25 protein-coding genes and 2 riboswitches are annotated in these 26,991 nt (G+C 63.4%); of the genes, 8 read left to right on the top strand and 17 right to left on the bottom strand.

The annotated features are described in order from the left end of the window. The first annotated feature begins 90 nt into the window (after positions 1-90). On the top strand, positions 91-2,046 hold the full coding sequence (locus tag AD659_RS12215) for an acetoacetate--CoA ligase (RefSeq protein ID WP_053121528.1): 1,956 nt from the start codon (positions 91-93) through the stop codon (positions 2,044-2,046). 164 nt (positions 2,047-2,210) lie between these two features. On the opposite strand, the gene AD659_RS12210 is transcribed toward AD659_RS12215, so the two are convergent. Further along, complete coding sequence (locus AD659_RS12210; RefSeq protein ID WP_053121582.1) at positions 2,211-3,329, bottom strand: PilT/PilU family type 4a pilus ATPase; 1,119 nt, start codon at positions 3,327-3,329, stop codon at positions 2,211-2,213. Between the two features lie 132 nt (positions 3,330-3,461). Here AD659_RS12210 and AD659_RS12205 point away from each other — a divergent pair, with 132 nt between their 5' ends. Together AD659_RS12205 and AD659_RS12200 are read left to right on the top strand one after the other, a co-directional pair. Further along, positions 3,462-5,999, top strand: a complete 2,538-nt coding sequence (locus AD659_RS12205; protein ID WP_053121526.1) for a hybrid sensor histidine kinase/response regulator — start codon at positions 3,462-3,464, stop codon at positions 5,997-5,999. Between the two features lie 48 nt (positions 6,000-6,047). Next, positions 6,048-6,323 carry a peptidylprolyl isomerase gene (locus AD659_RS12200; RefSeq protein ID WP_019690952.1) on the top strand — a complete coding sequence of 92 codons (276 nt, stop codon included), beginning with the start codon at positions 6,048-6,050 and terminating at the stop codon, positions 6,321-6,323. Positions 6,324-6,470: 147 nt separating this feature from the next. On the opposite strand, the gene AD659_RS12195 is transcribed toward AD659_RS12200, so the two are convergent. The 8 genes from AD659_RS12195 to AD659_RS12160 all read right to left on the bottom strand — a co-directional run bounded on the left by AD659_RS12195 (position 6,471) and on the right by AD659_RS12160 (position 13,179). After that, positions 6,471-7,388, bottom strand: coding sequence for a sugar kinase (locus AD659_RS12195; protein WP_053121524.1), 918 nt, complete (start codon positions 7,386-7,388; stop codon positions 6,471-6,473). 153 nt (positions 7,389-7,541) lie between these two features. Then, complete coding sequence (locus AD659_RS12190) at positions 7,542-8,759, bottom strand: amino acid deaminase (protein WP_053121522.1); 1,218 nt, start codon at positions 8,757-8,759, stop codon at positions 7,542-7,544. A 40-nt stretch (positions 8,760-8,799) separates the two neighbouring features. Continuing rightward, on the bottom strand, positions 8,800-9,564 hold the full coding sequence (locus AD659_RS12185; protein WP_053121520.1) for an IclR family transcriptional regulator: 765 nt from the start codon (positions 9,562-9,564) through the stop codon (positions 8,800-8,802). A 160-nt stretch (positions 9,565-9,724) separates the two neighbouring features. Beyond that, positions 9,725-10,114 (bottom strand): RidA family protein, encoded by a 390-nt coding sequence (locus AD659_RS12180; RefSeq protein ID WP_053121518.1) that lies wholly within the window; start codon positions 10,112-10,114, stop codon positions 9,725-9,727. A 25-nt stretch (positions 10,115-10,139) separates the two neighbouring features. Then, a complete protein-coding gene (locus AD659_RS12175) occupies positions 10,140-10,946 on the bottom strand; it encodes an amino acid ABC transporter ATP-binding protein (RefSeq protein WP_053121516.1) in 807 nt (268 codons plus the stop codon). Further along, on the bottom strand, positions 10,943-11,605 hold the full coding sequence (locus tag AD659_RS12170; RefSeq protein WP_053121514.1) for an amino acid ABC transporter permease: 663 nt from the start codon (positions 11,603-11,605) through the stop codon (positions 10,943-10,945). Before AD659_RS12170 ends, AD659_RS12175 begins: the two co-directional genes overlap by 4 nt. A 9-nt stretch (positions 11,606-11,614) precedes the next feature. After that, positions 11,615-12,277, bottom strand: a complete 663-nt coding sequence (locus AD659_RS12165) for an amino acid ABC transporter permease (RefSeq protein WP_014338685.1) — start codon at positions 12,275-12,277, stop codon at positions 11,615-11,617. Positions 12,278-12,330: 53 nt separating this feature from the next. After that, positions 12,331-13,179: a transporter substrate-binding protein gene (locus AD659_RS12160; protein ID WP_053121512.1), complete on the bottom strand. Its 849-nt coding sequence runs from the start codon at positions 13,177-13,179 to the stop codon at positions 12,331-12,333. Positions 13,180-13,523: 344 nt separating this feature from the next. On the opposite strand from AD659_RS12160, the gene AD659_RS12155 reads away from it, so the two are divergent. Beyond that, complete coding sequence (locus AD659_RS12155; protein WP_053121510.1) at positions 13,524-13,970, top strand: thioredoxin family protein; 447 nt, start codon at positions 13,524-13,526, stop codon at positions 13,968-13,970. 13 nt (positions 13,971-13,983) lie between these two features. Here the strand turns inward: AD659_RS12155 and AD659_RS12150 are convergent, their stop codons facing one another. From AD659_RS12150 to cobW, 7 genes are all read right to left on the bottom strand, one after another. Next, complete coding sequence (locus tag AD659_RS12150; protein WP_053121508.1) at positions 13,984-14,265, bottom strand: type II toxin-antitoxin system RelE family toxin; 282 nt, start codon at positions 14,263-14,265, stop codon at positions 13,984-13,986. Further along, a complete protein-coding gene (locus tag AD659_RS12145) occupies positions 14,255-14,503 on the bottom strand; it encodes a type II toxin-antitoxin system Phd/YefM family antitoxin (protein WP_024616638.1) in 249 nt (82 codons plus the stop codon). Before AD659_RS12145 ends, AD659_RS12150 begins: the two co-directional genes overlap by 11 nt. A 66-nt stretch (positions 14,504-14,569) precedes the next feature. Beyond that, a complete protein-coding gene (locus AD659_RS12140) occupies positions 14,570-16,216 on the bottom strand; it encodes a phospholipase D-like domain-containing protein (protein ID WP_053121506.1) in 1,647 nt (548 codons plus the stop codon). 200 nt (positions 16,217-16,416) lie between these two features. Beyond that, a complete protein-coding gene (locus AD659_RS12135; protein ID WP_082343546.1) occupies positions 16,417-16,980 on the bottom strand; it encodes a vWA domain-containing protein in 564 nt (187 codons plus the stop codon). Positions 16,981-17,081: 101 nt separating this feature from the next. Continuing rightward, a complete protein-coding gene (locus tag AD659_RS12130) occupies positions 17,082-18,080 on the bottom strand; it encodes a magnesium chelatase ATPase subunit I (RefSeq protein WP_053121504.1) in 999 nt (332 codons plus the stop codon). 203 nt (positions 18,081-18,283) lie between these two features. Next, entirely contained in the window at positions 18,284-22,057 is a 3,774-nt protein-coding gene (gene cobN, locus AD659_RS12125) for a cobaltochelatase subunit CobN (RefSeq protein WP_053121501.1), read from the bottom strand. Between the two features lie 3 nt (positions 22,058-22,060). After that, positions 22,061-23,125, bottom strand: a complete 1,065-nt coding sequence (gene cobW / locus AD659_RS12120; protein ID WP_053121499.1) for a cobalamin biosynthesis protein CobW — start codon at positions 23,123-23,125, stop codon at positions 22,061-22,063. Between the two features lie 98 nt (positions 23,126-23,223). Continuing rightward, positions 23,224-23,438, bottom strand: a riboswitch (cobalamin riboswitch). 199 nt (positions 23,439-23,637) lie between these two features. After that, a riboswitch (cobalamin riboswitch) is annotated at positions 23,638-23,861 on the top strand. 100 nt (positions 23,862-23,961) lie between these two features. Between cobW and AD659_RS12115 the strand changes: the two genes are divergently transcribed. The 4 genes from AD659_RS12115 to cobM all read left to right on the top strand — a co-directional run bounded on the left by AD659_RS12115 (position 23,962) and on the right by cobM (position 26,082). Then, complete coding sequence (locus AD659_RS12115; RefSeq protein ID WP_053121497.1) at positions 23,962-24,150, top strand: CbtB domain-containing protein; 189 nt, start codon at positions 23,962-23,964, stop codon at positions 24,148-24,150. A gap of 11 nt (positions 24,151-24,161) precedes the next feature. Beyond that, complete coding sequence (locus AD659_RS12110) at positions 24,162-24,857, top strand: CbtA family protein (protein ID WP_053121495.1); 696 nt, start codon at positions 24,162-24,164, stop codon at positions 24,855-24,857. After that, positions 24,854-25,258, top strand: a complete 405-nt coding sequence (locus AD659_RS12105; RefSeq protein ID WP_053121493.1) for a cobalamin biosynthesis protein — start codon at positions 24,854-24,856, stop codon at positions 25,256-25,258. Before AD659_RS12110 ends, AD659_RS12105 begins: the two co-directional genes overlap by 4 nt. Before the next feature lie 77 nt (positions 25,259-25,335). Further along, positions 25,336-26,082: a precorrin-4 C(11)-methyltransferase gene (gene cobM / locus AD659_RS12100; RefSeq protein ID WP_053121491.1), complete on the top strand. Its 747-nt coding sequence runs from the start codon at positions 25,336-25,338 to the stop codon at positions 26,080-26,082. A gap of 312 nt (positions 26,083-26,394) precedes the next feature. Here the strand turns inward: cobM and nfuA are convergent, their stop codons facing one another. Further along, the gene (gene nfuA, locus AD659_RS12095) at positions 26,395-26,979 is read right to left on the bottom strand and encodes a Fe-S biogenesis protein NfuA (protein WP_003182850.1); all 585 of its coding nucleotides are present in this window, start codon (positions 26,977-26,979) and stop codon (positions 26,395-26,397) included. Between the last annotated feature and the right edge of the window lie 12 nt (positions 26,980-26,991).

Raw genomic sequence — 26,991 nt, 5'->3', positions numbered from 1 at the left:
AGCAAGCTCCCTCGCCACAGAAGCGGTTCTCGCCATAAATAACGCCTTGTGCTGCAATGCTTATAAGCCCGAAAAAACAAGAGGCACCCCATGTCCGACATTCTCTGGCAACCCAGCCCCAAACGCATCGCCCAGTCGCGCATGAACGCCTTTCGCCGGTTCGTCAACGCGCGGCATCACCTGCCACTGAACGACTACCCCGCCCTGCACGCCTGGAGCATCGACCAGCGCGAAGCGTTCTGGCAGGCCATCGTCGATTTCTTCGAGATTCGCTTTCACCAAGCGCCCGACGCGGTGCTGGTGGAGGGTGCGCAAATGCCCAGCGCCCAGTGGTTCCCGGGCGCCACGCTGAACTTCGCCGAACACCTGCTGCGCCGCCGCGATGACGCCATCGCGGTGGTGGCGCTGGACGAAAACGGCGGCGAAGAACAACTGACCTGGGCCGAACTCGCCGCCCATGTGGCCGGCCTGCAAAAAAGCCTGCAAGGCGCCGGCGTCACCCAGGGTGACCGGGTCGCCGCCTGCATGCCCAACACCTGGCAGACGTTGGTGGCGATGCTCGCCGCCACCAGCCTCGGGGCGATCTGGTCGTGCTCATCGCCGGATTTCGGCACCCAGGGCGTCATCGACCGCTTCGGCCAGATCGAGCCCAAGGTGTTGATCACCTGCGCGGGTTATCGCTATGCCGGGAAAACCATCGACCAGCGGCCCAAAGTCAATGAAATCCTTGAACGGTTGCCGTCATTGCAGCAATTGATCGTGCTGCCCTATGCCCAGCCTGAGGCCCATGTCGAGGACTTCAAGACCTCGGCCGCCGTCGCGTTGTGGAACGACTTTTACCAAAGCGGTGGCGAGCCTGAATTCGTCAGCGTTCCTTTCGACCACCCGCTGTACATCCTGTACTCCAGTGGCACCACCGGCGTGCCGAAGTGCATCGTCCATGGCACCGGCGGCGTGCTGCTGCAACACGTCAAGGAACATGGCCTGCACGTCGACCTCGGCCCCGAGGATCGGTTGTTCTACTACACGACCTGCGGCTGGATGATGTGGAACTGGCTGGTGTCGGCCCTCGCCGTGGGCAGCGCGGTGGTGCTCTACGATGGCTCGCCGTTCCATCCTGGTCCCCAGCGCTTGCTGGACCTGATCGATCAGCAGCGCATCAGCGTCTTCGGCACCAGCCCAAAATTCCTCGCGGCCCTGGAAAGCGAGGGCCTCAAGCCGCGGCATACGCACCGTTTGGACAGCCTGAAAACCCTCCTGTCCACCGGTTCGGCGCTGGCGCCCCATAGCTACGATTACGTGTACCGTGACCTCAAGTCCGACGTCTGCCTGGCCTCGATGTCCGGCGGCACCGACATTGTGTCGTGCTTCGTCAACGGCAACCCGCTGTCAGCGGTCCGCCGGGGCGAGATGCAGGGCAAGAGCCTGGGGATGGCCGTGCAGGTCTGGAACGAGGCCGGTACGCCGGTCATCGGTGAAAAAGGTGAGTTGGTGTGTACCCGGCATTTCCCGGCGATGCCCATTGGTTTGTGGAACGACCCTCGGCAGGAAAAACTCCGCGCGTCCTACTTCGCCCAGTTCCCCGGGGTCTGGGCCCAAGGTGACTATGCAGAGGAACTGCCCCACGGCGGTCTGTTGATCCACGGGCGCTCCGACGCCGTGCTCAACCCCGGCGGCGTGCGCATCGGCACGGCGGAAATCTACCGGCAGGTGGAAAAGGTCGAGCAGGTACTGGACAGCGTCGCCATCGGCCAGCAATGGCAAGGTGATGTGCGGGTGGTGCTGTTCGTGCGCCTGCGTGATGGCATGACGCTGGATGAAGCCTTGGAACAACGAATCCGCCAGGTCATCCGGGCCAACACTACGCCTCGGCATGTGCCGGCGAAGATCCTCGCGGTCAGTGATATTCCACGAACGATCAGCGGCAAAGTGGTGGAGCTGGCGGTGCGCAACGTAGTGCATGGCGAGGCGGTGAAGAACACCGATGCCCTGGCCAACCCCGGGGCTTTGGAGCAATTTCGGGATCGACCGGAGCTTGCTACTTGAGCACAATAGCTCCTGTGGCGAGGGGATTTATCCCCGCTGGGCTGCGCAGCAGTCCTACACTCAGTCAACTCACTCTGTCTGACACACCGAGATAGCAGGTTTTAGGGCTGCTTCGCAGCCCAACGGGGATAAATCCCCTCGCCACAAGGCCGTGCCCGACCCGATCAATCCATCAACCCCCACTCACCCGCCGCCGGATCAGACGGTGGCGCCGCCGCCCCCGACTCGGTATGCAGCTTCAAACGCAATCGCAGGTTGTTCGCCGAGTCGGCATTTTTCAGCGCTTCTTCTTCATCGATGGCGCCTTCGACCACCAGGTCGAACAGCGCCTGGTCAAAGGTTTGCATCCCCAGTTCCTCCGACTTCTCCATGATGGACTTGAGCTCACCGAGTTCGTTGCGCCGGATCAGGTCGGCCACCGTCGGTGAACCCAGCATGACCTCCACCGCCGCCCGCCGCTGACCCGCGCGGGTACGCACCAGGCGCTGGGAAACGAAGGCCTTGAGGTTGTTGCCCAGGTCGTTCAGCAACTGCGGCCGGCGCTCTTCCGGGAAAAAATTGATCACCCGGTCCAGGGCCTGGTTGGCGTTATGGGCATGCAAGGTGGAAATCACCAGGTGCCCGGTGTCGGCGAACGCCAGGGCATGCTCCATGGTTTCCCGGTCGCGGATCTCGCCGATCAGCACCACATCCGGCGCCTGGCGCAGGGTGTTTTTCAGCGCCGCGTGGAAACTGCGGGTGTCGACACCGACTTCCCGTTGGTTGATGATGGATTTCTTGTGCCGATGGATATACTCCACCGGGTCCTCGATGGTGATGATGTGGCCGCTGCTGTTGCGATTGCGGTAATCGATCAGCGCCGCCAGGGAGGTCGACTTGCCCGAGCCAGTCGCGCCGACGAACAGCATCAGCCCCTGTTTCTGCATGATGGTGTCCAACAACACCCGGGGCAGTTTCAGGTCTTCGAAGCGCGGGATGTCCAGCTTGACGTTGCGGATCACCATGGACACGTCGTTACGCTGCTTGAAGATATTGACCCGGAACCGCCCGACGCCCGCCAGGGAGATCGCCAGGTTCATTTCCAGTTCCCGATCGAACTCAAGGCGCTGTTCGGCGTCCATCAAAGACTCGGCGAGCCGGGCAATGTCGCCGACTTTGAAGGCCTCGTTAGCCAAGGGTTTGAGCACCCCCTCGAAACGCGCGCACGGCGGTGCGCCCGTGGACATGTAGAGGTCGGAACCATTCTGGCTCGCCAGGATTCGCAACAACGGATCGATTTCCATGGACTGAAACTTCCGCGAGACATCAATGAAACAAGCTGAGCCGAACATGAAATCTTTCAGCCCCTCTCGCATTTACCTTCCTCAAAGGATAGTAGACGCCGTGGTACAGACACGACAGCCAGGGGCCACGTGATGAACGCGACACCCGCCGGCAGCGATACACAGCGCCTGGTCAACCAGGTGGATTGGGCCCAGACCCCACTGGGCAGCGCCCGAAACTGGCCCCAGAGCCTGCGCAGCGCCGTGGACATCGTGCTCCATTCGCCCATGCCCATGGCCTTGCTGTGGGGCGAGCAACTGTCCCACCTCTACAACGACGCCTTCGGCCGACTGGCCGGTGACAAACACCCCCGGGCGTTTGGCCAGCCGACCCATGCGGCATGGCCCGAACTCAAAGGCACGACCGAAGGGATTTATCAGCGCGTGTTGCAGGGCCAGACCCACACCTGCCGCGACCAGCAATGGCGCGTGCCCTTCTCCGGCCGCCTCTGCGATGTCTGGCTGGACCTGACCTACAGCCCGGTGCGTGACGAAAGCGGTAGCGTCGCCGGCATCCTGGTCACCGCCATCGAGACCAGCGAACGGCGCCGCCTGGCCATGGAGTTCGAACGGCGCTCCGAGGCCAGTCTCAAGGCCCAGCACGAAAGCGAAGAACGCCTGCAGTTGGCCCTGGCCGCCGCCGACGCGCTGGGCACCTGGGATTGGGACATCAGCGAAGACCGTTTCATTGCCGACGCGCATTTCGCTTTGCTGCACGGCGTCGATCCGAACCTGTCGCGCCAACTGCCCATCAGCGCCTACCTCGAAGGCGTGCACCCCGAGGACCGGGCAATGGTTGCCCGCAGCATCAAGCACTGCATCACCCACGGCACCGAGTACGCCGAGGAATACCGGCTGCTGCAACCCGACAACGAGTTGCGCTGGGTGTACGTGCGCGGCCGGTGCTACAAGGACCGCCACGGCCGGCCCAAGCGTTTTCTGGGTGCGGCCCTGGACCTGACCGAACGCAAGCGCACCGAGCAAGCCTTGCGCCAGAGCCAGACCGAGCTGCAGCTGATCATCAACGCCATGCCGATCCTCATCAGCTACGTGGACCGCGAAGAGCGTTTCCGGCTGAACAACAGTGCCTACCTGGACTGGTACGGCATGACCCCGCAGGAGCTCTACGGCAAAACCATCCGCGAAGTGCTCGGCGAAGAGGCCTATGCCGCCCGCGCCCAGCAGATCGCCGACGCCCTGGCCGGCAAGCCGTGCAGTTTCACCGTGCAGATGGACCATCGCGACGGTCGCCCACGCCATTCGCTGATCAACTACCTGCCCCGCCACGGCGCGGACGGTGCCGTGAACGGCTTCTACATCTTCGTGATCGACGAAACCGAGAGCCGCAAGACCGAGGAAGCCCTGCGCAACCTCAACGAAACGCTGGAGGAACGGGTCATCGCCCGGACCCAGCAGTTGGCCGAGGCCAATCACCGGCTGCAAGGCGAGATGTTCGAACGCGAGCGCGCCGAAGAAGCCCTGCGCCATGCGCAGAAAATGGAAGCCGTGGGCCAGCTCACCGGGGGCATTGCCCATGACTTCAACAACATGCTGACCGGCATCCTCGGCAGCCTGGACCTGATGCAACGCTATATCGCCGCTGGCCGTGCCGCCGAGATCGGCCGTTTCACCGAAGCGGCGGTGTCCTCGGCCAACCGCGCCGCGGCCTTGACCCATCGGTTGCTGGCGTTTTCCCGCCGCCAGTCCCTGGACCGCAAACCGCTGGACGCCAACGAGTTGGTGCGCTCGCTCGAAGACCTGCTGAGCCGGACCACCGGCGATCACATCGTGCTGCGGCTGCAACTGGCCAACGAGCTATGGCCGGTCAGCACCGATGCGAGTCAGTTGGAAAATGCCCTGCTCAACCTGGTGATCAACGCCCGGGACGCCATGCCCGACGGCGGCGAATTGATCGTCGAAACCGCCAATGTCTATCTCGACGGTACCGACATCAACACCCTGGAACCGGTCAAGGCCGGCGACTACGTGATGATCGCCGTCAGCGACAACGGCAGCGGCATGACCCCCGCCGTGCTGGCCAAGGCCTTCGACCCGTTCTTCACCACCAAGCCCATCGGCCAGGGCACCGGCCTGGGCTTGTCGATGATCTACGGGTTCGCCCAACAGTCCGGTGGGCACCTCAACCTGGACAGTGTGCCGGGCCAGGGCACGCGGGTGCAGCTGTACTTGCCGCGCTTGCACGTTTCGCCCGCTCAACAATCGACGACGCCCGAGTCGGTCGAGGTACCGCCGGCCATCGCCGGAGAAACCGTGTTGCTGGTGGAAGACGAACCCGCGGTGCGCATGCTGGTGCTCGACCTGCTGCAGACGCTGGGCTACACCGCCCTCGAGGCCCGGGACGCCATGACGGCCCTGCCCACGCTTGAGTCGGACCAGCGCATCGACCTGTTGGTGACTGACGTCGGGCTACCGGGCATGAATGGCCGGCAACTGGCGGAAATCGCCCGGCAGCACCGCCCAGGGCTAAAAGTGCTGTTCATGACCGGTTACGCGCAGAAGGCCGCCGAACGCCAGGGGTTCCTCGAACAAGGCATGGACATGGTCGCCAAGCCCTTCACCCTCGATCTGCTGGCCAACAAGATTCGGACGATGATCAACCATGGCAACTGACATGAGGCATAATCGCCACCCCGTCGCACCGTTCAGGTCACCGCAGCAATGAAAGCCCAAGCCCGCCATATCCTGGTGAAAACCGCCGAAGAAGCCGAACAGCTCAAGCAACGCATCGCCAAGGGCGAAGCGTTCGATGTGCTGGCCAAGAAATACTCCACCTGCCCCTCGGGCAAGCGCGGCGGCGACCTCGGCGAAGTACGGCCGGGGCAGATGGTCGGCGCGATCGATGCGGTGATTTTCAAGAAGCCGCTGCGGGTGGTGCATGGGCCGATCAAGAGCAAGTTCGGCTATCACCTGGTGCAGGTGTTCTACCGGGATTGAAGCGGTTCCGGCCCGTGAACCGACCCCTTGTGGCGAGGGAGCTTGCTCCCGCTGGCCTGCGCAGCAGGCCCATTTTTGCGACTGCTACGCAGCCGAGCGGGAGCAAGCTCCCTCGCCACAAAGGCATCGCCTGATTTCCAGGGGATGTCAGTCCTTGGGAATCAACGCCCCCGGCACCTGGATCACCCGGCTCGCCAACCGATGCCCCGCCTCTGCCGCCTCCACCGGGCTGCCGCCCAGCAAGCGGCTCGCCAGGTACGCGGCGCTGAATGAATCTCCCGCCGCCGTGGTGTCAACGACGTGCTCAACCCGCACGGCTGGCACCTCATACGACTGCCCATCGCAACGAATCAAACAGGCCTCGGCACCCCGCTTGAGCACCACCTCGGGCGTGCCGAGCTGCGCATAGGCGGCGAACACCGCCTCGCTGTCGGCATGACCGAACAACGCCTGCTCGTCTTCCACGGTCAACAGCGCCAGCTCCACGTAAGGCAATACGCTGCGATACGCCACTCGCGCCGCCTCGATCGAAGCCCAGAGTCTCGGCCGGAAATTATTGTCGAACACCACCTGGGCCCCGCGTCGGCGCGCCTCAACCAGGGTTTCCAGAAGCTTGCCACGTCCTTGCTCACCGAGCACCGCCAGGGTGACGCCGCTGAAATACAGCACATCGTAATCCGGCAATGCGGCCAGGATCGGTCCGGCGGCCGGGGTAGTAAAACACTCACGCACCGCCGCTTCGTTACGCCAGTAGAGGAATCGCCGCTCACCCGCCGCATCGGTCTGGATGCAATACAGGCCCGGCAGGCGTCCAGGCAAGCGTTGGACCCTTTGCAGCCCGATGTTTTCTTCGGCCCAGCGCTCACACATGGCATCGCTGAAACTGTCGTCGCCCAGGGCGGTGACATAATCCACCGCGCCGCTGTCGCCCAAGGCCCGGGACAGGTACACCGCGGTGTTCAGGGTGTCGCCGCCGAAGCTTTGCAGCAGGCTGCCGTCGGCGCGTTGTTGCAGTTCGATCATGCATTCGCCGATCAGGGCGATGCGGGGTTTGGGGTTGCTCATGGATGTTCCTGATGGTTCGGTGGTGTCTGGCAGGCCGCTATCGCGAGCAGGCTCGCTCCCACAGGGGGATCGTGGTGATCACAAATGTTGTATTCACAACAATCCACTGTGGGAGCGAGCTTGCTCGCGATAGCCGCGACTCGGTCTCAAGCCTTAGAAACAAGTCTCCATGCTCTCGACTACCCGCAACTGCTCATCCACCAGGCACCCCACCCGCCACTTGTCGAACGTCAAACACGGATGTGAAGTACCAAACGAAACAATGTCGCCCACGCGCAGCTCAACCCCCGCCGCCACGTTCATGAACGCATGCTGGTCCATTACCGCCGTCACCTTGCAAGCGCTGACATCGTCACCCGCCACCGCGTCCGATCCGGGCTGGTAGCGCTTGAGCGGCACCGGCAATCCGGCGTCGTAGGCGACGTCGCGCTTGCCCAGGGCGATCACCGCGAAGCCCGGCTCCGGCAGCGATTGCACGTGGGCCCAGACTTCCAGGGCCGGGCGCAGGCCTTCGTGCAGGTCACTGCGGCGCTCCAGTACGCAGCACTGGGCCTCTTTGTAAATGCCATGGTCGTGAGCCACGTAACTGCCGGGGCGCAGCACGCTGAGGAAGCGCCCGTGGGCATTCTGGGCTTCGAAGGATTCGGCGATCAGGTCGTACCAGGCCGACCCCGAGGCGGTGATGATCGGTTTGTCGATGGCAAAGGCACCGCTGTCCTGCAACTGCACCGCCAGCCGTACCAGCGAGGCCGCGAATGTGCGAATGCCGCTGATGGCGTGGTCGCCGTGAATCACCCCTTCGTAGCCTTCGATACCCGTCAACGCCAGCGCCGGTTGCGCCCGAATCGCCTCGGCCAGGGCCAGCACCTCGGCCTCGGTCCGGCAGCCACACCGACCACCGACCACGCCGTACTCGATCATCACATTGAGCCGCACACCGCGCGAGGCGAAGTAAGCGCCCAGGTCAGCGACGCTGTCGGGATGATCCACCAGGCAATGGAATTCGAACGCCGGGTCGACCAGCAGATCGGCGATCAGCGCCATGTTAGGTCTGCCGACCAGTTGATTGGCCATCAACACCCGGCGCACACCGTGGGCGTAAGCGGCACGGGTCTGCACGGCGGTGGCGAGGGTCAGGCCCCAGGCACCGGCCTCCAGTTGCCGGCGAAACAGCGCGGGGGTCATGCTGGTCTTGCCATGGGGCGCCAGTTCGGCACCGCTGCGGGTGACAAAATCTTGCATCCAACGGATGTTGTGCTCCAGCGCCGCGCGGTGCAGCACCAGCGCCGGCAGGCTGACGTCCCTTAGCAGGTGGGCGCCGACGGTGGCGGCGCCCTTCTCGACGCCGGCATTAAGGATGGCAGATGACATATTCGAACTCCTCGCGCACGGCCGCTAGTGCCGTTGCTGTCTATTCATTGATGCGACGGGCCAGGTTGTTGGCGCTTTCGATCAGCACCCGGCGGTAGTCGGCGTAATTGTTCTTGGCGTCAGCCCGTGGCGCGACGATGCACAGGGTGGCAATGGCCACGCCGCCAGGGTCTTTGACCGGTGCGGCGAAACAGTGGGTGAAGGTGTCGGCGACGCTGTCGAAGGAGAAAAATCCATCGAGGCCGGCCTGGCGGATTTCCTTGAGAAATCGCTCCACAGGAAGGCGCTCGCCGTCCGGCAAAATGAAGTCGTCGGGGTCGATCAGGTCGACGATCTGCTGGTCACTCAGGTGCGCCAGCAACAAGCGCCCCGACGCGGTCCAGGGGATCGGCGCGTTTTCACCGATGTCCGAGGAAATGCGGAAATGCCGCTCGCCTTCCTTCATCAGCGCGACGGTGTATTTGCGCCCGTTGAGCAGACACATCTGCGCCGTTTCCCGGGTCTGGCGCACGATTTCCTGCAAGGCCTGGTCAGCCTCACGGCTCAGGTCGAAATGCCGCAGGTGCGCCTGCCCGAGGAAATACAACTGGCGGCCCAGGTAGACGTGACCGTCCTTGCCCACCGGTTCGAGGATGCGCCGCTCCAGCAGCGACGCCACCAGTTCATAGACCGTGGACTTGGGGCTGCCGATGCCGCTGGCAATATCGTTCGGACGCAGCGGCTGGCCGATTTCCTTGAGGAAATCGAGGATATCGAACGCCCGATCCAATCCTCGGGCCCGGCGTTTGATGGTGTCTTCGGTCATGTCTTCGATTCCTGAAATTTCACTCATAGTCGCATTTATTGTGGCGAGGGAGCTTGCTCCCGCTCGGCTGCGCAGCAGTCGCAAAAAAGATGGGCCTGCTGCGCAGGCCAGCGGGAGCAAGCTCCCTCGCCACAGAAGCGAATTTGCCAGAATATCGTGTTCAGCTTTTTTTCTTGTAGGCGATGCAATCGATCTCGACCTTGCAATCGACCATCATGCTCGCCTGTACGCAGGCCCTGGCCGGGGCGTGTTCGGGGCTGAAGTATTCGCCGAACACCTTGTTGAAACTCCAGAAGTCCCGTGGATCCTCCAGCCACACGCCGCAGCGCACCACATCTTCGAGGCCGTAGCCGGCCTCTTCGAGGATTGCGACCAGGTTCTTCATGGTCTGGTGGGTCTGCTCGACGATCCCGCCGACGATGATCTCGCCGTTCACCGCCGGCACCTGGCCGGACACGTGCAGCCAGCCATCGGCCTCCACGGCGCGGGCGAAGGGCCGTGGCTGGCCGCCGCCTGCGGTGCTGCCGGTGCCGTAGCGCGTAATGCTCATGGGTATCTCCTTATTGAATAGAAAGTTAAAAACGCGTGTTCTTGAGGAATTCCGCCAGGCGCGGCGATTGCGGTCGCTCGAACAGTTCTTTGGGTGGCCCTTGCTCTTCGATGCGCCCCTGGTTCATGAACACGATCTTGTCGGAGACCTCGAAGGCGAAGCGCATTTCGTGGGTCACCAGCAGCATGGTCATGCCGTCTTCGGCCAGGCCCTTGATCACGTTCAGCACCTCGCCGACCAGCTCCGGGTCCAGGGCCGAAGTGACTTCGTCGAACAGCATCAGGCTGGGGTTCATCGCAATCGCACGGGCAATCGCCACGCGCTGTTGCTGGCCGCCGGACAGTTGGCCGGGAAAATGGTCGCGTCGTTCCAGCAGGCCGACCCGCTCCAGCCATTTCTCGGCCAGGGACACCGCCTCGTCCTTCGGCAGCTTTTTCACCTTGAGCAGGCCCAGGGTGACGTTCTGCAATGCAGTCAGGTGCGGGAACAGGTTGAATTGCTGGAAGGCCATGCCGGTCATGGCCCGGTGCCGGGCGATGACCTTCTCGGGGTGGCGCACACGCTTGCCGCCCACCTCGTCGTAGCCGATGGACTCGCCGTCGAGCACGATCTGGCCGCCCTGGAATTCTTCCAGCATGTTCACGCAACGCAGCAATGTGGTCTTGCCCGAACCGCTGGAGCCGATCAGCGTGACCACATTGCCGCGCTGCATGCTCAGGTCAACGCCCTTGAGCACTTCCAGCGGACCGTATTGTTTGCGCAGGCCGCGAATGTCCAGCAACGGCTGGGTGTTGGAGGGCTTTGTATGGGAGAGTTTCGAAACGTCAGTCATGGCAACGCCACCCGCTTTTCAATGTGCCGCCCGAGCAATTCGATGGCGTAATTGATGATGAAAAAGAGAAACCCGGCGAACAGGTAAAATTCCAACGTCATGAAGGTCCGGGCGATGATCTGCTGGGTGCTGAGCAGCAATTCGGCGACGCCGATCACCGACAACAAGGTCGAGGCCTTGACGATCTCGGTGGAGGAATTGACCCAGGTCGGCAGGATCTGCCGCAACGCCTGGGGCAACAGCACATAACCCAGCGCCTGGTAGAACGTCAGGCCGATGGCCTGGCTCGCTTCCATCTGGCCGCGGGGCAACGCCTGCAAGGCACCGCGCACGATCTCGGCCACGTGTGAGCCGCAGAACAGCGTCAGGCCCAGCACGCCGGCCTGGAACGCGCCGATCTGCCAACCCAGGGCCGGGGCCATGTAAAAGCAGGCCAGCACCAGCACGAACACCGGCGTGCCACGAATCAGATCGACGTAGAAACGAAACGGCGCGCGCATCCAGACACGGCCGTACGTCAACGCCAATCCGGCGACGACACCGATCAAGGTGCCCAACACAATCGCCAGCAGCGAACACTGCACGCTGGTGAGGAAACCGGCCCACAGGGTGTCCCGGGCGACCCACAACTCATGCAACCAACTAGGGGATTCGTACATGGGAGGCTCCTAACGGCGGATCGCCAGGCGCTGCTCGAAATACCGCAGCAGCATGGCAATGAGGTAACAGGCCGCGACATACAGAGCCGTGGTCACCAGCCAGGTTTCGATCACCCGGTAGCTCTCCACGTTGATCTTGCGGGCGTAGTAGGTCAGCTCCGGTACGGCGATCGCCGCCGCCAGGGAGGTGTCCTTGAACAGCGAAATGAAGTTGTTCGACAAGGCCGGCAACACGTTGCGCAGCATCACCGGCACGGTGACATAAGCTTTCACTTGCCACTCGCCCAAGCCAATGGCCAATCCTGCTTCACGCTGTCCCTTGTGAATGCTCAACAGTCCGCCGCGAAACACCTCGGTCAGGTAGGCCCCGGCGTACAGCGAAAGCGTGATAACGAACGACGGCAGCTTGTCCAGGCGAATGCCCAGGCTCGGCAAGGCGAAATAGATCAACAGGATCAGCACCAGGATCGGCGTATTGCGGATCACCGTGACATACACCGACGCCAGCACCCGCAGTACCCGATGTTTGCTGAGCAGCGCGAACGCCATCGCCAGGCCGATCACGCAACCGATGGCGATCGACACCAGCGCCAGGGAAAGCCCCAGGCCGAGCCCCGCCAGCAAGGTGTCGAAATCGCGCCAGACGGCGGCAAAGTTCAACTGATAATTCATGGTCGGCAATACCTTCGACGGAGCGCCGCAAGGGGCGCCCCGGGCTCACGGGGTCATTTGAATTCAACGGGGAAACCGATCGCCGGCGACGGCAGCTCGACGCCGAACCACTGCTTGAAGGAGGCGGCATAGGTGGGGAATTCCACGCCGGTCATGGCTTCATGCAAGGTGGTGTTGACGAAGTTCAGCCAGTCCTGGTCGCCGCGCTTGACCGCACAGGCGTAGGTTTGCGGGCTCCAGGCGTAGGCCGGGCTGCGGTAGCGCCCTGGGTTCTGCACCATCAGGTATTTGACCGAGGACTGGTCGGTGGCGGCGGCATCGGCACGGCCGGAATTCACGGCCTGGTACATCAGGTCGACGCTGTCGTACTGGTCGACCTTGGCCTTGGGCAATGCCTGGTGCACCAGTTCTTCGGCGTAGACGTTCTGCAGCACCGCCACGGTGACATCATCGCCCGCTGCCTTGAGGTCTTCGATTTCCTTGTACTTGCTGTTGGCCGGCAGCAGCAGGCCCACCCCTTCGCGGTAGTACGGCAGGGTGAACGCCACTTGCTGGGCGCGACTGGCGGTGACGGTGATGAACTGGCAGCTCATGTCGACCTTGTCGGTCAGCAGGTTGGGAATCCGCGCATCGGACGACTGCACCACGAACTCGACTTTCTCCGGGTCATTGAACAGGCCCTTGGCGACCATCCGTGCGATATCGATATCGAAGCCCTGCAACTTGCCATCCGCTCCCTGGAAGTGCCACGGCGCATTGGTACTGCCCGTGCCCACGATCAATTTCCCCCGCTGCAGCACGCTGTCCAGCTTGCTGTCGGCCGCCTGAGCGACCCCCATGGCAGCCGTCGTGGCCACGAAGAGAAAAACACACGCTTTGAACAAGGAAGGTCGGCATTGCATGGCAAGCACTCCAGGGTGAGTTTATTCCGCTATACCGGAACATGGTATGTAACAACGGAATAGACAGCAGAAAGTGTGCCACAGGTTCGCAATGCCCGGGTGAGAAAAATGGAAAGTGAATGAAATCAGTGGGATGGCAAAACCGCCGTAGCCAGGAGCGTTCATCGATCTCACGCACGCTTGCTACCGTTGGCTACGGCGCGCGGGTACCAAGGCCCCAAACGGAGTGCGTCCGATCTGTTTCGCACCGAAACAGAGCCGGTCACCTGTCAACCCTGACAGTAGCGATCCCTGGTCAGGTTCCTTATCGTTCCTGTCACCGTCTAGGTACAAGGGAGCCGGCCATGAGTTCACTCATCACTCACGTCGCGTCACAAAAGGACTACCGCAAGGCCCTCAGGACCTGGCGCCCGGTGGTCTTCTATTTCGGCCATCCACACTGCTACGCCTGCGGCTGGGCCGAACCGGTGTTCTGCAAGGTGGCCGAGGCATTTCAGGATCGAGCCATCATCTACAAATTGAGCACCCACGAATCGCCCCGGCACCCGGAAGTCAGCGGGACACCGACCGTGCTGTTCTATAAGGATGGAAAGTTGTGCCGCAAGCTCAAGGGCATCGGTGACCAGCCCTCGCTGATGCGCAACTTTGCCGAACACATCGGCCGGACCAAGCCCCGGCGCTCGCTTCGCCCGACACGCCATGACGTGAATTGGCTGCGGCAGCGGCTCCAGACTTTATGCACCGCAGGTCGAGGGCGAGCGCTTGTCAGGTTACGCGCAGCGCTTCGATAACGGTGGGAATGGCTTATCGCTTAGCCGCCTCGTCATACACCTGACCACGCTCTCGCTTACCTACTGCGATTACCGTAACAACCAACAAATCATCTACTACCCGATAAACCAATCGATAACCGGCGCTACGTAACTTGATTTTATAGGCGTTGCCCAATCCATGCAGTCGGTCAGCCTGGACGTGCGGATTTACCAGTCGCTCTTCAAGCTTTTTCTTGAATTGCTCCTTGAGTGTTGCTCCCAGCTTTTGCCATTCCTTCCATGCTTTATCGGAAAACTCCAGCTCATAGGTCATCAAGAGAAACCTTGATCGTTGGATCATTTTCACGCTCGCGGCAAAGAGCGACCAACTCCATGTCTTCAAGCCGGTCCATCATGGCTTCATACTCCCGAGCAGGGACGCAATAAAAAGCCGGCTCATTGCGGTTGAGGATCGCTACGGACAATCCTCCACCAGCAGCAACGGTGCCCATCGGATTTTTCTTGAGCTCGGAGATGCTGGCTACCACTTGGGAAAGCACGATGTGTGTCATGGGATGAGTCCTTGAGTACTCTTAATGGCGCTAAAAATAGCACCCTAAAACATCTCTTGCCACTGCTCAGCGCCCGCAAAACCTCACCCTGGACAACATCCGCAAATCCCCCTCGCGGTAATAGTCATCGCTCCAACTGTCATCCACCGCCAGTGGCTTGACCTGCTTGAGAGCGAGCTTTTTCGCGAAATAGCGAAAGCGGTAATGCTCATAGAAACGCAGCAGTTCCAGCCCGTAGCGGTCGGCCAGGTCGGTGTCGCCCTGGATGATCAGGTAATTCTCGTCGTTGCCGCTGCTGGCCGCGGCGCTCAGGTTGTGGCTGCCGCTGAGGATGGTCGGCGTGTCGCTGGTGAAGTCGGTGACGATGGCCTTGGTGTGTACCAGCAGGTTGCCCTTCTGGCCCTTCATGTTTTCCCGCAGCCAGCCTTCCAGGCCAGTGTTGAGCAACGCGGTGGCGGCGAATTCGGCGGTGCGGTCGGCATGAAAGCCGGTGATGCGGCTCCGGGTGTTTTGCAGGCCGTAACGCAGCACATCGTCATTGGGTGCGCCGAGCAAGGCGTCGAGGATGCGGTCGGGCAGCACGAAGGCGGTGACGAACAACAGGTCCTTCCGCGCCCCCTTGATGATGTCGACGAAGCGATCCAGATCACCCTCCCCGGTGCGCGGCGAGAACCCGGCGAACAACGCCTCTTGCGGCGCCATGGCATTGTTCTGGGTCAACCACTGGCGAGTGGCATCGACGTCCTGGGGCGTCGCCCAGATTTGCTCGAATACCTTGAGGTAGCTGCTGCTCATCCGAGGGTCGTCCAGCACATGCACGACGTTGGCCTGGCGGTAGACACCGTTGGCGGTGAAGTTGGTGCTGCCGCACAGCACGGCTTCGGGTTGCAATGAGCCGCTGGCCTCCACCTTGCTCAGCACAATGAACTTGTTGTGGAAAATATTGTGGGTGACCCGCCCACGTTTGTTGGCCGCGGGCATGTTCTCGAGGCTGGCTTCGTTGCGCGCCGTGGTGTCGTCCCCGGGCTCGGCGTGGTACAGCACTCGCACCCGAGCGCCGCGAGCATGAGCGGCAGTCACCGCGTCGACGATCACCGGCAGTTCGTATTCATAGATGGCGACATCCAACGCCCAGCTGGCATCCAGCGCCCGGTCGATGAAACCGGTCAAGCGCCCCAGCAAACCGTTTTCCAGCCAGCGACGCGGGGCGTCGGGCCAGTCATCGATGGACAGGTTCTTGTTGGCGTCGATCAGCGCGTCCAGTTCGGGAAACTTGCGTTGGAACGCCTGGCTGGCGGCCACGGCACGGTTGAAGATGACCCGCTGATCGGCCGGCTGTCCGTCGTCGCTGGTGACGGTAACTTCCAGGAACTCGCCCAACTGCGGTGCATCGGGGCTGCCATAGGCCAGGTGCACACGGTAGTGGATCGTCACACCGGGGTTGACGGCGTAGTCGGCCCAGCGAAATTTCTGCAGGGGCGCCTTGTCGCTAGGGGTGGCGTGGAACTGGGGAAAGGTATGGGCCTTGTCGGGGAACGTCAGGCTGTTGAACAGGAATAGCCAGGGCTTGTCACCCTGCTGCTTCTCGATGGCAAAGCCCAGCAAACCCTTACGCCGGGGTTCAGCCAGGTCCATGGCGAGCAACACGCCGTTGGTGCCGGCATAGGCCTTGACCCGAAAATCGTCCTGGGCGTTGGTGACGAGTACGCGCATGGTTCACTCCTGTGGGGGGCTGGCTGAGCATAGTGCAGTGATGCGGGTTAGAGCGGGCATATCCGAAGACCGAGGTGATGCCTTCGCGAGCAGGCTCGCTCCCACAGGAAGAGCTGTGGTGTCCATTGGCTGTGTGTTCACAACAGACCAATGTGGGAGCGAGCCTGCTCGCGATGAGGCCAGATAGACCACCGCAAATCTCAGCTAGAACCCCCTTCATCAATATGCCAATACTCAGCCCCTAACCGCCCCGCCAACTGCCGGGCCCGACCCAGGCGAACCGGGCCTCTTTCGATGTCGATCAACAGGCACGGGCAATCGAGAAACGGCAGTGAAAGCCCCTCCTTGACGCGTCCGTCGGTCATCACCAACACCCGCTGCTGCTCCGCCGGATAGCGCTTGCGCCGCGCCACCAACCAGTGCCCGGCCTCATTCAGCGCCGCCAGCAATGGCGTTCCGCCACCCGCGCCCAGGCCATCGAGCCAGTCGCGCAGGCCCGCCGAGGCCTTGAGCCCTTGCACCTGCCAGTTCGGCTGCGTGCCGCTGGCCGTCAACAGCGCCAGGCGGGCCCGTTGTCGGTAGGCGTCGTCGAACAGTTGCGCCAACAGGCCTTTGCCGTCACTCAAGGCGCGATGACGACGGGTCGAGGCCGACGCATCGACGATCACCAGCCACAGCTCATGGGGTGAGCGATGGCGAGCGTGCCAGTGCAAGTCTTCATGCCGGCGTGGCCGGCCATTGAGCAACGTCCCCAGCCAGTTCACCGCACCGCTGGCCGCCGCTTTGCTCCGGCCCTGGCGGCCCTGGTCGAGTCGCCCGGCACGGGGTCTGGCATTCGCCCCCGCCGGCGAACGGGGGCGAATGCCTAGGGCTTTTTTGGCCAGCTCGGCACATCGCGCCGGGCCCCGGTCGGCAACGCCCGGGCAGGCAGGTCGCCCCACTGGCCCTGGCCTTCGTTGGGCTCAGCAGTTTTTTCCGCGCCCGTCGGCGCCTGGGACGGCGCCGGTGCCGAATGCCCACGCCGCCGGTGCCGCAAGGCAAACTCGGCGACCGCATCGATGTCTTCGTTGGCAATCGCAGCGGCGCCGCGCCAGGCCGCATGGGCCCGAGCCGCCCGCAGCCAGACCAGGTCGGCGCGCAAGCCATCGACACCGGCGGCAAAACAACGCTCGGTGATCTGCGCCAGCGCCGCATCGTCGAGGGCGATCCCGGCCAAGCGCTCGCGTGCCTGTTGGCAACGTTCGCGCAACTGCTGCTGGGCCGTCTCCCACTCGCTGCAGAACACCAGTGGATCGCTGTCGAAATCCAACCGCCGGCGGATGATCTGGCCACGTTCAGTGGGTGCGGTGTGACCGTCGAGGGCGACGTTCAGGCCAAACCGGTCGAGCAGTTGCGGGCGCAACTCGCCCTCTTCCGGGTTCATGGTGCCGATCAGCACAAAGCGCGCCGGATGCCGATGGGAGATGCCATCGCGCTCGATCAGGTTGGTGCCGCTGGCGGCCACATCCAGCAACAGATCCACCAGGTGATCGGGCAGCAGGTTCACTTCATCCACGTAGAGCACACCACCGTCGGCCTTGGCCAGCACACCGGGAGAAAACTGCGCGCGCCCTTCCCCCAGAGCCGCGTCCAGGTCCAGGGTGCCCACCAGCCGCTCTTCGGTCGCACCGAGGGGCAAGGTGACGAACTGACCGCTGGCCAGCAGGTCCGCCAGGCCCCGGGCCAACGTGGACTTGGCCATGCCCCGCGGGCCTTCGATCAGCACACCGCCGATTTTCGGATCGATCGCGGCCAGGCACAGGGCAAGTTTCAGGTCATCGGCGCCGACCACGGCAGAGAGTGGGAAATGGGGGGTGTGGGTCATGTTGAATGTCTCATGAGTGTTCGATAGTCCCCTGTGGCGAGGGAGCTTGCTCCCGCTGGTCTGTGTAGGAGCTGTCGAGTGCAACGAGGCTGCGATCTTTCCCCTGCCATTTGAGTCTCAAGCAAAAGATCAAAAGATCGCAGCCTTCGGCAGCTCCTACAGCGCAACCCAGCGGGAGCAAGCTCCCTCGCCACACAGGTACCTCAGCCATCTTCTTCAATGTCCAACAACAAATTCTCCAGCGCCTCGCGATACTCGCCCGGCGCCTGCCACATCCCCCGCTGCTGCGCCTCAAGCATGCGCTCGGTCATGTCCCGCAGGGCGTCGGGGTTGTGCTGGCGGACGAAATCGCGGGTGTCCGGGTCGAGCAGGTAGGCATCGGCCAGCAAGGCGTACTGGTGATCATCGATCAACTGCGTAGTGGCGTCGAAGGCAAACAGGTTGTCCATCGTCGCCGCCAGTTCGAACGCGCCTTTATAGCCGTGCCGCTTCACGCCGTCGATCCACTTCGGATTGGCCGCGCGCGAACGGATGACGCGGTTGAGCTCTTCCTTCAGGGTACGAATCCTGGGCAGGTCCGGCTGGCTGTGATCGCCATGGTAACTGGCCGCCGCATCACCACTGAGGGTCTCGACCGCCGCCAGCATGCCGCCCTGGAACTGGTAGTAATCGTTGGAGTCGAGCAAGTCGTGCTCGCGGTTGTCCTGGTTCTGCAACACCGCCTGGACCTGGCTCAAGCGCCGGGAGAACTGCTCCCGGGCGGCGGTGCCTTCATCGCTGGCGCCGTAGGCGTAGCCGCCCCAGTTCAGGTACACCTCGGCCAGGTCCTCGCGACTCTGCCACAGGCGACCGTCAATCGCGCCCTGCACGCCCGCGCCGTAGGCACCGGGCTTGGCACCGAAGATCCGCCAGCCAGCCTGGCGCGCTGCGGTATCCGGCTCAAGGCCCGACGCCAGCAAGGCTTCGCATTCGCTGCGGACCTTGGCTGCCAAGGGGTTCATGTCGTCCGGTTCATCGAGGGCGGCGACGGCCTGTACGGCGGCGTCGAACAAGCGGATCAGGTTGGCAAAGGCGTCCCGGAAGAACCCGGACACGCGCAACGTGACATCGACCCGAGGCCGGTCCAGCAGGCTCAGCGGCAGGATCTCGAAGTCGTCGACCCGCTGGCTGCCGGTGGCCCACACCGGACGCACGCCCATCAATGCCATGGCCTGGGCGATGTCATCGCCACCGGTGCGCATGGTGGCCGTGCCCCACACCGACAGGCCGAGCTGGCGCAGGTGGTCGCCGTGGTCTTGGAGGTGCCGCTCAAGGATCAGGTTCGCCGACTGGAAACCGATGCGCCACGCCGTGGTAGTGGGCAGGTTGCGCACGTCCACCGAGAAGAAGTTGCGCCCGGTGGGCAGCACATCGAGGCGGCCGCGGCTCGGCGCGCCGCTTGGGCCGGCCGGCACGAAGCGCCCGCCCAAGGCATCGAGCAGGCCACGTATTTCCGCCGGGCCGCAGGCGTCCAGACGCGGGGCGACGACGGAGCGCAGATTTTCAATGATATCGCAGACCGTTTCCCAGCCCGCCCCCGCCAATGGTTCGAACGCGCCGTCCAGTGCCTGCCCGATCAACTGCGCCGCGAACAGCTCCAGGCGCTCGCGGGTATCGCCGGCAGTACGCCAAGGCTCGGCGCTGACCTGACGCAACGCCTCGGGACACTCGCCCGTCCAGGGCTCGGCCAAGACACAGTCCAGCGGATCGAAACCCAGCCCGAACGCCTTGGCCAGCGCCCGTAGCAGGCTCGACTGCGCGCCTTTGCCGTCGCCCCGGGGAATGCGCAGCAACGCCAGCAACGTGTCGATGCGCAGCCGCCCGCTGGGTGATTCTCCAAAAATGTGCAGGCCGTCGCGGATCTGCGATTCCTTCAAGTCGCACAGGTAAGTGTCGAGGCGTGGCAGCCAGATCGCCGCGTCGGCATCGCTGTCGAGGCCGGCATCCAGTTGCAGTTCGCGATCGATGTGCGTCTCGCGTACCAGGTTGAGGATGTCCCGTTGCAGTTCCCGGGCGCGGCGCGGATCGAGCAATTGCGCCTCGTAGTATTCGTCGGCCAGCAGCTCGAGGTTACGCAGCGGCCCATAGGTTTCGGCCCGGGTCAGCGGCGGCATCAGGTGGTCGATGATCACCGCCTGGGTGCGCCGCTTGGCCTGGGCGCCCTCGCCCGGGTCGTTGACGATGAACGGATAGATATTCGGCAGCGGCCCCAGCAGCACATCCGGCCAGCAGTTTTCCGAGAGCCCGACGCCCTTGCCCGGCAGCCATTCGAGGTTGCCGTGCTTGCCGACGTGGATCACTGCGTGGACGCCGTAGGTGTGGCGCAACCAGAAATAAAACGCCAGATAGCCGTGGGGCGGCACCAGGTCCGGGTCGTGGTACACCGCACTCGGATCGACCTGATAACCCCGCGCCGGCTGGATGCCGACGAACGTCAGGCCCAGGCGCAGGCCGGCGACCATCAGGCGCCCGTCGCGGAACATCGGGTCCTGCTCGGGCGAGCCCCTGCGCGCCAGCACCGCTTGGCGATTGGCCTCGGGCAGCGCGGCGAACAAGGCCTGGTAGGCATCGAGGGCCAGGCTCTGGTGACACGGACGCAGGTCGAGGCTGTCCAGGTCGTTACTGACCCCGCCGAGCAACTGTTGGATCAACGCAGTACCGCTCGCTGGCAGCTCGGCCGGCAGCGGATAGCCCTCCGCCTGCAGGGCCCGCAGGATATTCAAGGCTGCCGCCGGGGTGTCCAGGCCGACGCCATTGCCGATGCGCCCGTCCCGGGTCGGGTAGTTGGCAAGGATCAGCGCCACACGCTTTTGCCCATTGGGCAGGCGTGCCAGGGTGGTCCAGCGCTGGGCCAGTTCGGCGACAAAATCCATGCGCTCGGGCGCGGCCCGGTAGCAGACCACGTCGCTCTGGCTGCGCTCGCTGCGCCAGGCCAGGTCCTTGAAACTGATCGGGCGGCTGATGATCCGCCCGTCCAGTTCCGGCAAGGCAATGTGCATCGCCAGGTCCCGCGGTCCCAAGCCCTGCTCGCTGGCACGCCAGCCGGGTTCGTTGTCCTGGGCGCAAATGGCCTGGATCACCGGGATATTACGGCGAAACGGCCGTAAATGCGGGGCTTCGGGACTGGATTGAGCGAAGCCGGTGGTGTTGAGGATCACCGCCGCTTCGACCTCGTCCAGCCAGTCCTCGACCCGCGCAAGGCAAGCCGGCTCCTTGAGGCTGGCCACGGCAATCGGCAGCGGATTGAGCCCCGCCGCTTGAAGGCGCTGGCAAAACACGTCGATGAATGCGGTGTTCGCCGCTTGCAGGTGGGAGCGATAAAACAGCACTGCCGCCACCGGTGTGTCGGCCTGCCAGTCGGCTTGCCAATCGCCGAGGCTGGCGCTGGTTTTTAGCGGGTGATAGATCGCCGTGCGTGGCAGGGCCTGCGGCTCGGCCCATGGATAATCACGGCCGAACCATTGATTGCCGAGGTTGTGGAACAGGTCCAAGGCATTGCCCAGGCCGCCCTGGCGCAAAAACTGCCAGAGCCGGTCGCGGTCCTCGACGGCCACGTTGCTCAGGTCACTGAGCTCCGGGTCCGGTCGATCATCCCCCGGCACCAGGATCAGCTTCACCCCGCGCCCGGCCAATTCCATCAGGCGCTCGATGCCGTAGCGCCAATAGCCAATGCCGCCGTGCAGCGACAACAGGATGACCTTGGCGTATTGCAGCACGTCCTCGAAATACAGATCCACCGAGGCGTGGTTCTGCACCTGCATCGGGTTGGCGAGGCGAAACTGCGGATAATCACCCGGCAACTGCTTCGCCGCTTCGGCCAGCAGCGCCAGGCTGGAGTCGCCGCTGCACAGGATCACCAGTTCGGCGGGGGTTTGCCCCAAATCGGCAATGTTGTCATCCGACACGAAACCGCCGGGCTGGGTCCTGAGCAGGTGCATGGCTTAGGCGCTGAGGGCGGCGCGCAACTGCGCTTCGAGCAGCGCGGCATCGAGCGCCTGGCCAATCAGCACCAGACGGGTGACCCGCGCTTCGTCGGCGCCCCACTGGCGGTCAAAATGTTTGTCGAAACGCGTGCCGACACCCTGGATCAACAGGCGCATCGGTTTGTTCGGGATCGCCGCGAAACCCTTGACCCGCAGCACGCCGTGCTGGACCACCAGTTGCGTCAGCGCGTCCAGCAACAGGCTTTCGTCGGCCTGGGGCAGTTCGATGGAAATGGAGTCGAAGGCGTCATGATCGTGGTCGTCATCGTCGCCATCGTGATGATGGTCGTGATGGCTGTGGCGGCCATCGATGTGCTCTTCGGAACCGGCGCCCAGGCCGATCAACACGTCCAGCGGCAGGCGACCGCTGCTGGCTTCGATGACCTTGACCGCCGGTGGCAGTTCTTCGGCGACTTCCAGGCGCACCTTGGCCAGGTCTTCAGGGCTGATCAGATCAGCCTTGTTGAGGATCACCAGGTCGGCGCTGGCCAGTTGGTCGGCAAACAGTTCGTGCAGCGGCGATTCGTGATCCAGGTTCGGGTCGAGTTTGCGCTGGGCGTCGACCTGGTCGGGGAAGGCAGCGAAGGTACCGGCGGCCACGGCCGGGCTGTCGACCACGGTGATGACCGCGTCGACGGTGCAGGCGCTGCGGATTTCCGGCCACTGGAAGGCCTGGACCAGCGGCTTGGGCAGGGCCAGGCCGGAGGTTTCGATCAGGATATGGTCAAGGTCGCCACGCCGGGCGACCAGTTCACGCATCACCGGGAAGAACTCTTCCTGCACCGTGCAGCACAGGCAACCGTTGGCCAGTTCGTAGACGCGGCCGCTGGCTTCTTCTTCGGTGCAACCGATGGTGCACTGCTTGAGGATCTCACCGTCGATGCCCAGCTCGCCGAACTCGTTGACGATCACGGCGATGCGCCGGCCCTGGGCGTTGTCGAGCATGTGCCGCAGCAAGGTGGTTTTACCCGAGCCGAGGAAGCCGGTGACGATGGTGACGGGGAGTTTGGCCAGTGTTTTCATCGGATGCCCTTTGGCAAGGTGGCGGGCAAACGGGACGACAACCGCTGGCACAGGCGCGCGCGGAAGATTTCGCCACCGGATCACCCCGCCCGGTTGTAGTGAGAATCTGTTTCGAGGCAGGTCTCCTGGCTGACGGCGGGCCGGTCTTCAGACTGGCAATTGCTGCGCCTTCCCGTGCGCCTTTGATAAAAGGACATGCACAGTGGCCTTGCAGAAACCTCACCGTTCACAGTTGCGGGGGCAGCCGCGGCTTTGACCGCGTTCCCTTCTTAGCTTCGGCGCATGCCGAAGAACCTCGAAGGCGCAAGGCTACGCAGGGTGTGGAGGCGGGTCAATCTCCGCAAGTAATATGCCGGACGCTGTTGTGGCGAGGGAGCTTGCTCCCGCTCGGTTGCGCAGCGACCGTAAAGAGCCGGGGCCGCTGCGCTGCCCAGCGGGAGCAAGCTCCCTCGCCACAACAGCCCGCTCGCCGCGGCCCTTGTGCATTGACGCCCTCCCCCTGCCCATGCTCTCCTGTGCGCCTTGTAATGGGTGCCCTTCACAGGGTGAAACGGGAAACCGGTGAATCGTGTGCTTTACTCCAAAGCCACGTCAGTCCGGTGCTGCCCCCGCAACGGTAAGCGAGCGAAGCGTCTGAACCACTGTGTCCACGGACATGGGAAGGGTGACGCTTGCAGGCCAGGCACAAGCCCGGCCCCTCGTGAGCCCGGAGACCGGCCCATGACTCATGCATCAACAAACCCGCGGTGGGCGGGCGCTGTTCGAACCTTGGCGGGCTTTCGCCCGGGTCTCATCGCGCTCGCATCTCCCACGGAACCAAAACAGAGGGAAGCGCCATGTCGACCATCAGCAGCACCGCCCGCTCCGCCAGCAGCACCACCACCTTGAGCCAACGCCTGAGCGCCGCGATCCTGGCTTCGATCCTGGGTGCGGGGCTGGTCTATTTCGCCGGCTTCTCCCACATCGAAGCGGTGCATAACGCCGCCCACGACACCCGCCACAGCGCCGCCTTTCCGTGCCATTGAGAACCGACGACATGATCAAGCGTATCGCCCAGACCGCCGGTTTCAGCGGCTTGCTGGCCGCCCTGCTGCTGACCCTGTTGCAAAGCTTCTGGGTGTCGCCGCTGATTCTCCAGGCCGAAACCTTCGAGAAGGCCCCGGCGACCGAAGTCCATGAACACGCCGCCGGGGCCGCGCATACCCATGACGCCGAAGCCTGGGAACCGGAAGACGGCTGGCAGCGGGTACTGTCCACCACCGGCGGCAACCTGGTGGTGGCCGTGGGTTTTGCCCTGATGCTGGCCGGCTTGTACACCTTGCGCGCACCGACTCGCACTTCCCAAGGCCTGCTCTGGGGCTTGGCCGGTTATGCCACGTTCGTCCTGGCACCGACCCTCGGCCTGCCCCCGGAATTGCCCGGCACCGCGGCGGCCGACCTGGCCCAGCGGCAGATGTGGTGGATTGGCACCGCGGCGTCCACGGCGGTGGGTATTGCCTTGGTCGTCTTCGGCCGGCATTGGCTGCTCAAGGTGCTGGGCGCGGCGACGTTGCTGGTGCCCCACGTCATCGGTGCGCCACAGCCCGACGTCCATTCGATGCTGGCGCCCGAAGCGCTTGAGAGCCAATTCAAGATTGCCTCGCAGGTGACCAACGTCGCGTTCTGGCTGGCCCTGGGCCTGATCAGCGCCTGGCTGTTTCGCCGTGACGGCCAGGCCCACCACGACGCATGAGCGCCGCGCCGATCCTGGTGATCGGCCTGGGCTGCCAGCGCGGTTGCCCGGCCAGCACGCTGCGGGCCCTGCTCGAACAGACGTTGCTGGCCCACGGCATCGGGCTGCACCAGGTACGGGCCCTGGCCAGTATCGACTTCAAGCGTGACGAGCCCGGACTGTTGGAACTGGCCGGGCAACTGGCCCTGCCGCTGACCTGCTTCAGCGTCGAACAATTGGCCGAGTACGAGCAGCGGCTCAGTCACCGCTCCGCGATCGCCTTCGAGCGAACCGGTTGCTACGGCATCGCCGAAAGCGCCGCCCTGGCCTTGGCCGACCAGCTGGGCACCACGCCGTCAACATTGCTGATCCCCCGACAGAAAGGCCCCCAAAGCACGTTGGCATTGGCGGTCGTCGCGTAAATCCCGATAATCGGCGCCCAGGATCATGAGCGATTTTCATCTGGGCGACGCTCACCCACCTTCCACAGGAGCCGGTCATGACCGTGTACTTCATCGGCGCCGGCCCCGGCGACCCGGACCTCATCACCGTCAAGGGCCAGCGACTGATCCGCCAGTGCGCCGTGATCATCTATGCCGGCTCGCTGGTGCCGACCGCCGTCCTTGAGGGCCACCGTGCCGAACAGGTGATCAACAGTGCCGAGCTGCACCTGGAACAGATCATCGAATTGATCAGAAACGCCCATCTCAAGGGCCAGGACGTGGCCCGGGTGCATTCCGGCGACCCGAGCCTTTACGGTGCCATCGGCGAGCAGATTCGTTGTTTGCGGGAACTGGACATCCCGTTCGAAATCATCCCGGGCGTGACCGCGACCTCAGCCTGCGCCGCTCTCCTGGGCGCCGAACTGACCTTGCCGGACATCTCCCAAAGCCTGATCCTCACCCGTTACGCCGACAAATCCCCGATGCCCGCCGGGGAGGAACTGGGCAGCCTGGCGCAGCACGGCGCGACCATGGCGATTCACCTGGGGGTCAATCATCTGGAAAAGATCGTCGACGAACTGCTGCCCCACTACGGCGCCGATTGTCCGATTGCGGTGATCCACCGGGCGACCTGGCCAGACCAGGATTGGGTGATAGGGACGTTGGACGATATCGCGGCAAAGGTGCAAGCCAAGGGCTTTCGCCGCACGGCGCTGATTCTGGTGGGACGGGTGCTGGGCAACGATGTGTTCAGCGAATCTTCGCTGTACCGCGCCGGGCATGCGCATCTCTATCGCCCCTGACTCATCACTGTCCCTTGTGGGAGCGAGCTTGCTCGCGATGACAAAGGCACATTCAACATCATCGCAAGCTGACCCACCGCTATCGCGAGCAAGCTCGCTCCCACAGAAGTCGACGAGTTACGAGCCGATCACTGAAGCTTTTGTGGCGAGGGAGCTTGCTCCCGCTGGACCGCGAAGCGGTCCCCAGGCAACCCCTGCATCATCACGAGAATGCATCGATTACCTGGCGATTGCTTCGCAATCGAGCGGGAGCAAGCTCCCTCGCCACAGCAAGCGCCCTTGCCACAGTGTTTTGTGCGCAGCGAACACCTATCAGTAGTAGGCGTTTTCTTTCTGCGTATGGTCGGTCACGTCGCGCACGCCCTTGAGCTCCGGAATGCGCTCGAGCAAGGTGCGCTCGATGCCTTCCTTCAAGGTCACGTCGGCCTGGCCGCAGCCCTGGCAACCGCCGCCGAACTGGAGCACGGCGATGCCGTCTTCCACCACGTCGATCAGCGAAACCTGGCCGCCGTGGCTGGCCAGCCCCGGGTTGATTTCGGTTTGCAGGTAATAATTGATGCGCTCGTTGACCGGGCTGTCGGCATTGACCATCGGCACTTTGGCGTTCGGCGCCTTGATGGTCAGTTGGCCGCCCATGCGGTCGGTGGCGTAGTCGACGACCGCATCGTCCAGGAAAGCTTCGCTGAACGAATCGATGTACGCGGTGAAGCTCTTGAGCCCCAGCGCGGTGTCTTCGGGTTTTTCTTCTCCCGGCTTGCAGTAGGCAATGCACGTCTCTGCGTACTGGGTGCCGGGCTGGGTGATGAAGATGCGGATCCCGATACCTGGGGTGTTCTGCTTGGACAGCAGGTCGGCCAGGTAATCGTGGGCGGCATCGGTAATGGTAATGGCGGTCATGGAAACTCCTCG

Origin of the sequence: Pseudomonas thivervalensis (assembly GCF_001269655.1) — a bacterium.
GTDB lineage: Bacteria > Pseudomonadota > Gammaproteobacteria > Pseudomonadales > Pseudomonadaceae > Aquipseudomonas > Aquipseudomonas thivervalensis.
Note: the sequence above shows the minus strand (reverse complement) of the source record. Positions and strands in the feature narration are given on the sequence as shown.

Bases quoted from the DNA above. Each gene is read 5' to 3' on its own strand.
- AD659_RS12215 (WP_053121528.1), top strand. From the start codon at position 91: ATGTCCGACATTCTCTGGCAACCCAGCCCCAAACGCATCGCCCAGTCG.
- AD659_RS12210 (WP_053121582.1), bottom strand. From the start codon at position 3,329: ATGGAAATCGATCCGTTGTTGCGAATCCTGGCGAGCCAGAATGGTTCC.
- AD659_RS12205 (WP_053121526.1), top strand. From the start codon at position 3,462: ATGAACGCGACACCCGCCGGCAGCGATACACAGCGCCTGGTCAACCAG.
- AD659_RS12200 (WP_019690952.1), top strand. From the start codon at position 6,048: ATGAAAGCCCAAGCCCGCCATATCCTGGTGAAAACCGCCGAAGAAGCC.
- AD659_RS12195 (WP_053121524.1), bottom strand. From the start codon at position 7,388: ATGAGCAACCCCAAACCCCGCATCGCCCTGATCGGCGAATGCATGATC.
- AD659_RS12190 (WP_053121522.1), bottom strand. From the start codon at position 8,759: ATGTCATCTGCCATCCTTAATGCCGGCGTCGAGAAGGGCGCCGCCACC.
- AD659_RS12185 (WP_053121520.1), bottom strand. From the start codon at position 9,564: ATGACCGAAGACACCATCAAACGCCGGGCCCGAGGATTGGATCGGGCG.
- AD659_RS12180 (WP_053121518.1), bottom strand. From the start codon at position 10,114: ATGAGCATTACGCGCTACGGCACCGGCAGCACCGCAGGCGGCGGCCAG.
- AD659_RS12175 (WP_053121516.1), bottom strand. From the start codon at position 10,946: ATGACTGACGTTTCGAAACTCTCCCATACAAAGCCCTCCAACACCCAG.
- AD659_RS12170 (WP_053121514.1), bottom strand. From the start codon at position 11,605: ATGTACGAATCCCCTAGTTGGTTGCATGAGTTGTGGGTCGCCCGGGAC.
- AD659_RS12165 (WP_014338685.1), bottom strand. From the start codon at position 12,277: ATGAATTATCAGTTGAACTTTGCCGCCGTCTGGCGCGATTTCGACACC.
- AD659_RS12160 (WP_053121512.1), bottom strand. From the start codon at position 13,179: ATGCAATGCCGACCTTCCTTGTTCAAAGCGTGTGTTTTTCTCTTCGTG.
- AD659_RS12155 (WP_053121510.1), top strand. From the start codon at position 13,524: ATGAGTTCACTCATCACTCACGTCGCGTCACAAAAGGACTACCGCAAG.
- AD659_RS12150 (WP_053121508.1), bottom strand. From the start codon at position 14,265: ATGACCTATGAGCTGGAGTTTTCCGATAAAGCATGGAAGGAATGGCAA.
- AD659_RS12145 (WP_024616638.1), bottom strand. From the start codon at position 14,503: ATGACACACATCGTGCTTTCCCAAGTGGTAGCCAGCATCTCCGAGCTC.
- AD659_RS12140 (WP_053121506.1), bottom strand. From the start codon at position 16,216: ATGCGCGTACTCGTCACCAACGCCCAGGACGATTTTCGGGTCAAGGCC.
- AD659_RS12130 (WP_053121504.1), bottom strand. From the start codon at position 18,080: ATGACCCACACCCCCCATTTCCCACTCTCTGCCGTGGTCGGCGCCGAT.
- cobN (WP_053121501.1), bottom strand. From the start codon at position 22,057: ATGCACCTGCTCAGGACCCAGCCCGGCGGTTTCGTGTCGGATGACAAC.
- cobW (WP_053121499.1), bottom strand. From the start codon at position 23,125: ATGAAAACACTGGCCAAACTCCCCGTCACCATCGTCACCGGCTTCCTC.
- AD659_RS12115 (WP_053121497.1), top strand. From the start codon at position 23,962: ATGTCGACCATCAGCAGCACCGCCCGCTCCGCCAGCAGCACCACCACC.
- AD659_RS12110 (WP_053121495.1), top strand. From the start codon at position 24,162: ATGATCAAGCGTATCGCCCAGACCGCCGGTTTCAGCGGCTTGCTGGCC.
- AD659_RS12105 (WP_053121493.1), top strand. From the start codon at position 24,854: ATGAGCGCCGCGCCGATCCTGGTGATCGGCCTGGGCTGCCAGCGCGGT.
- cobM (WP_053121491.1), top strand. From the start codon at position 25,336: ATGACCGTGTACTTCATCGGCGCCGGCCCCGGCGACCCGGACCTCATC.
- nfuA (WP_003182850.1), bottom strand. From the start codon at position 26,979: ATGACCGCCATTACCATTACCGATGCCGCCCACGATTACCTGGCCGAC.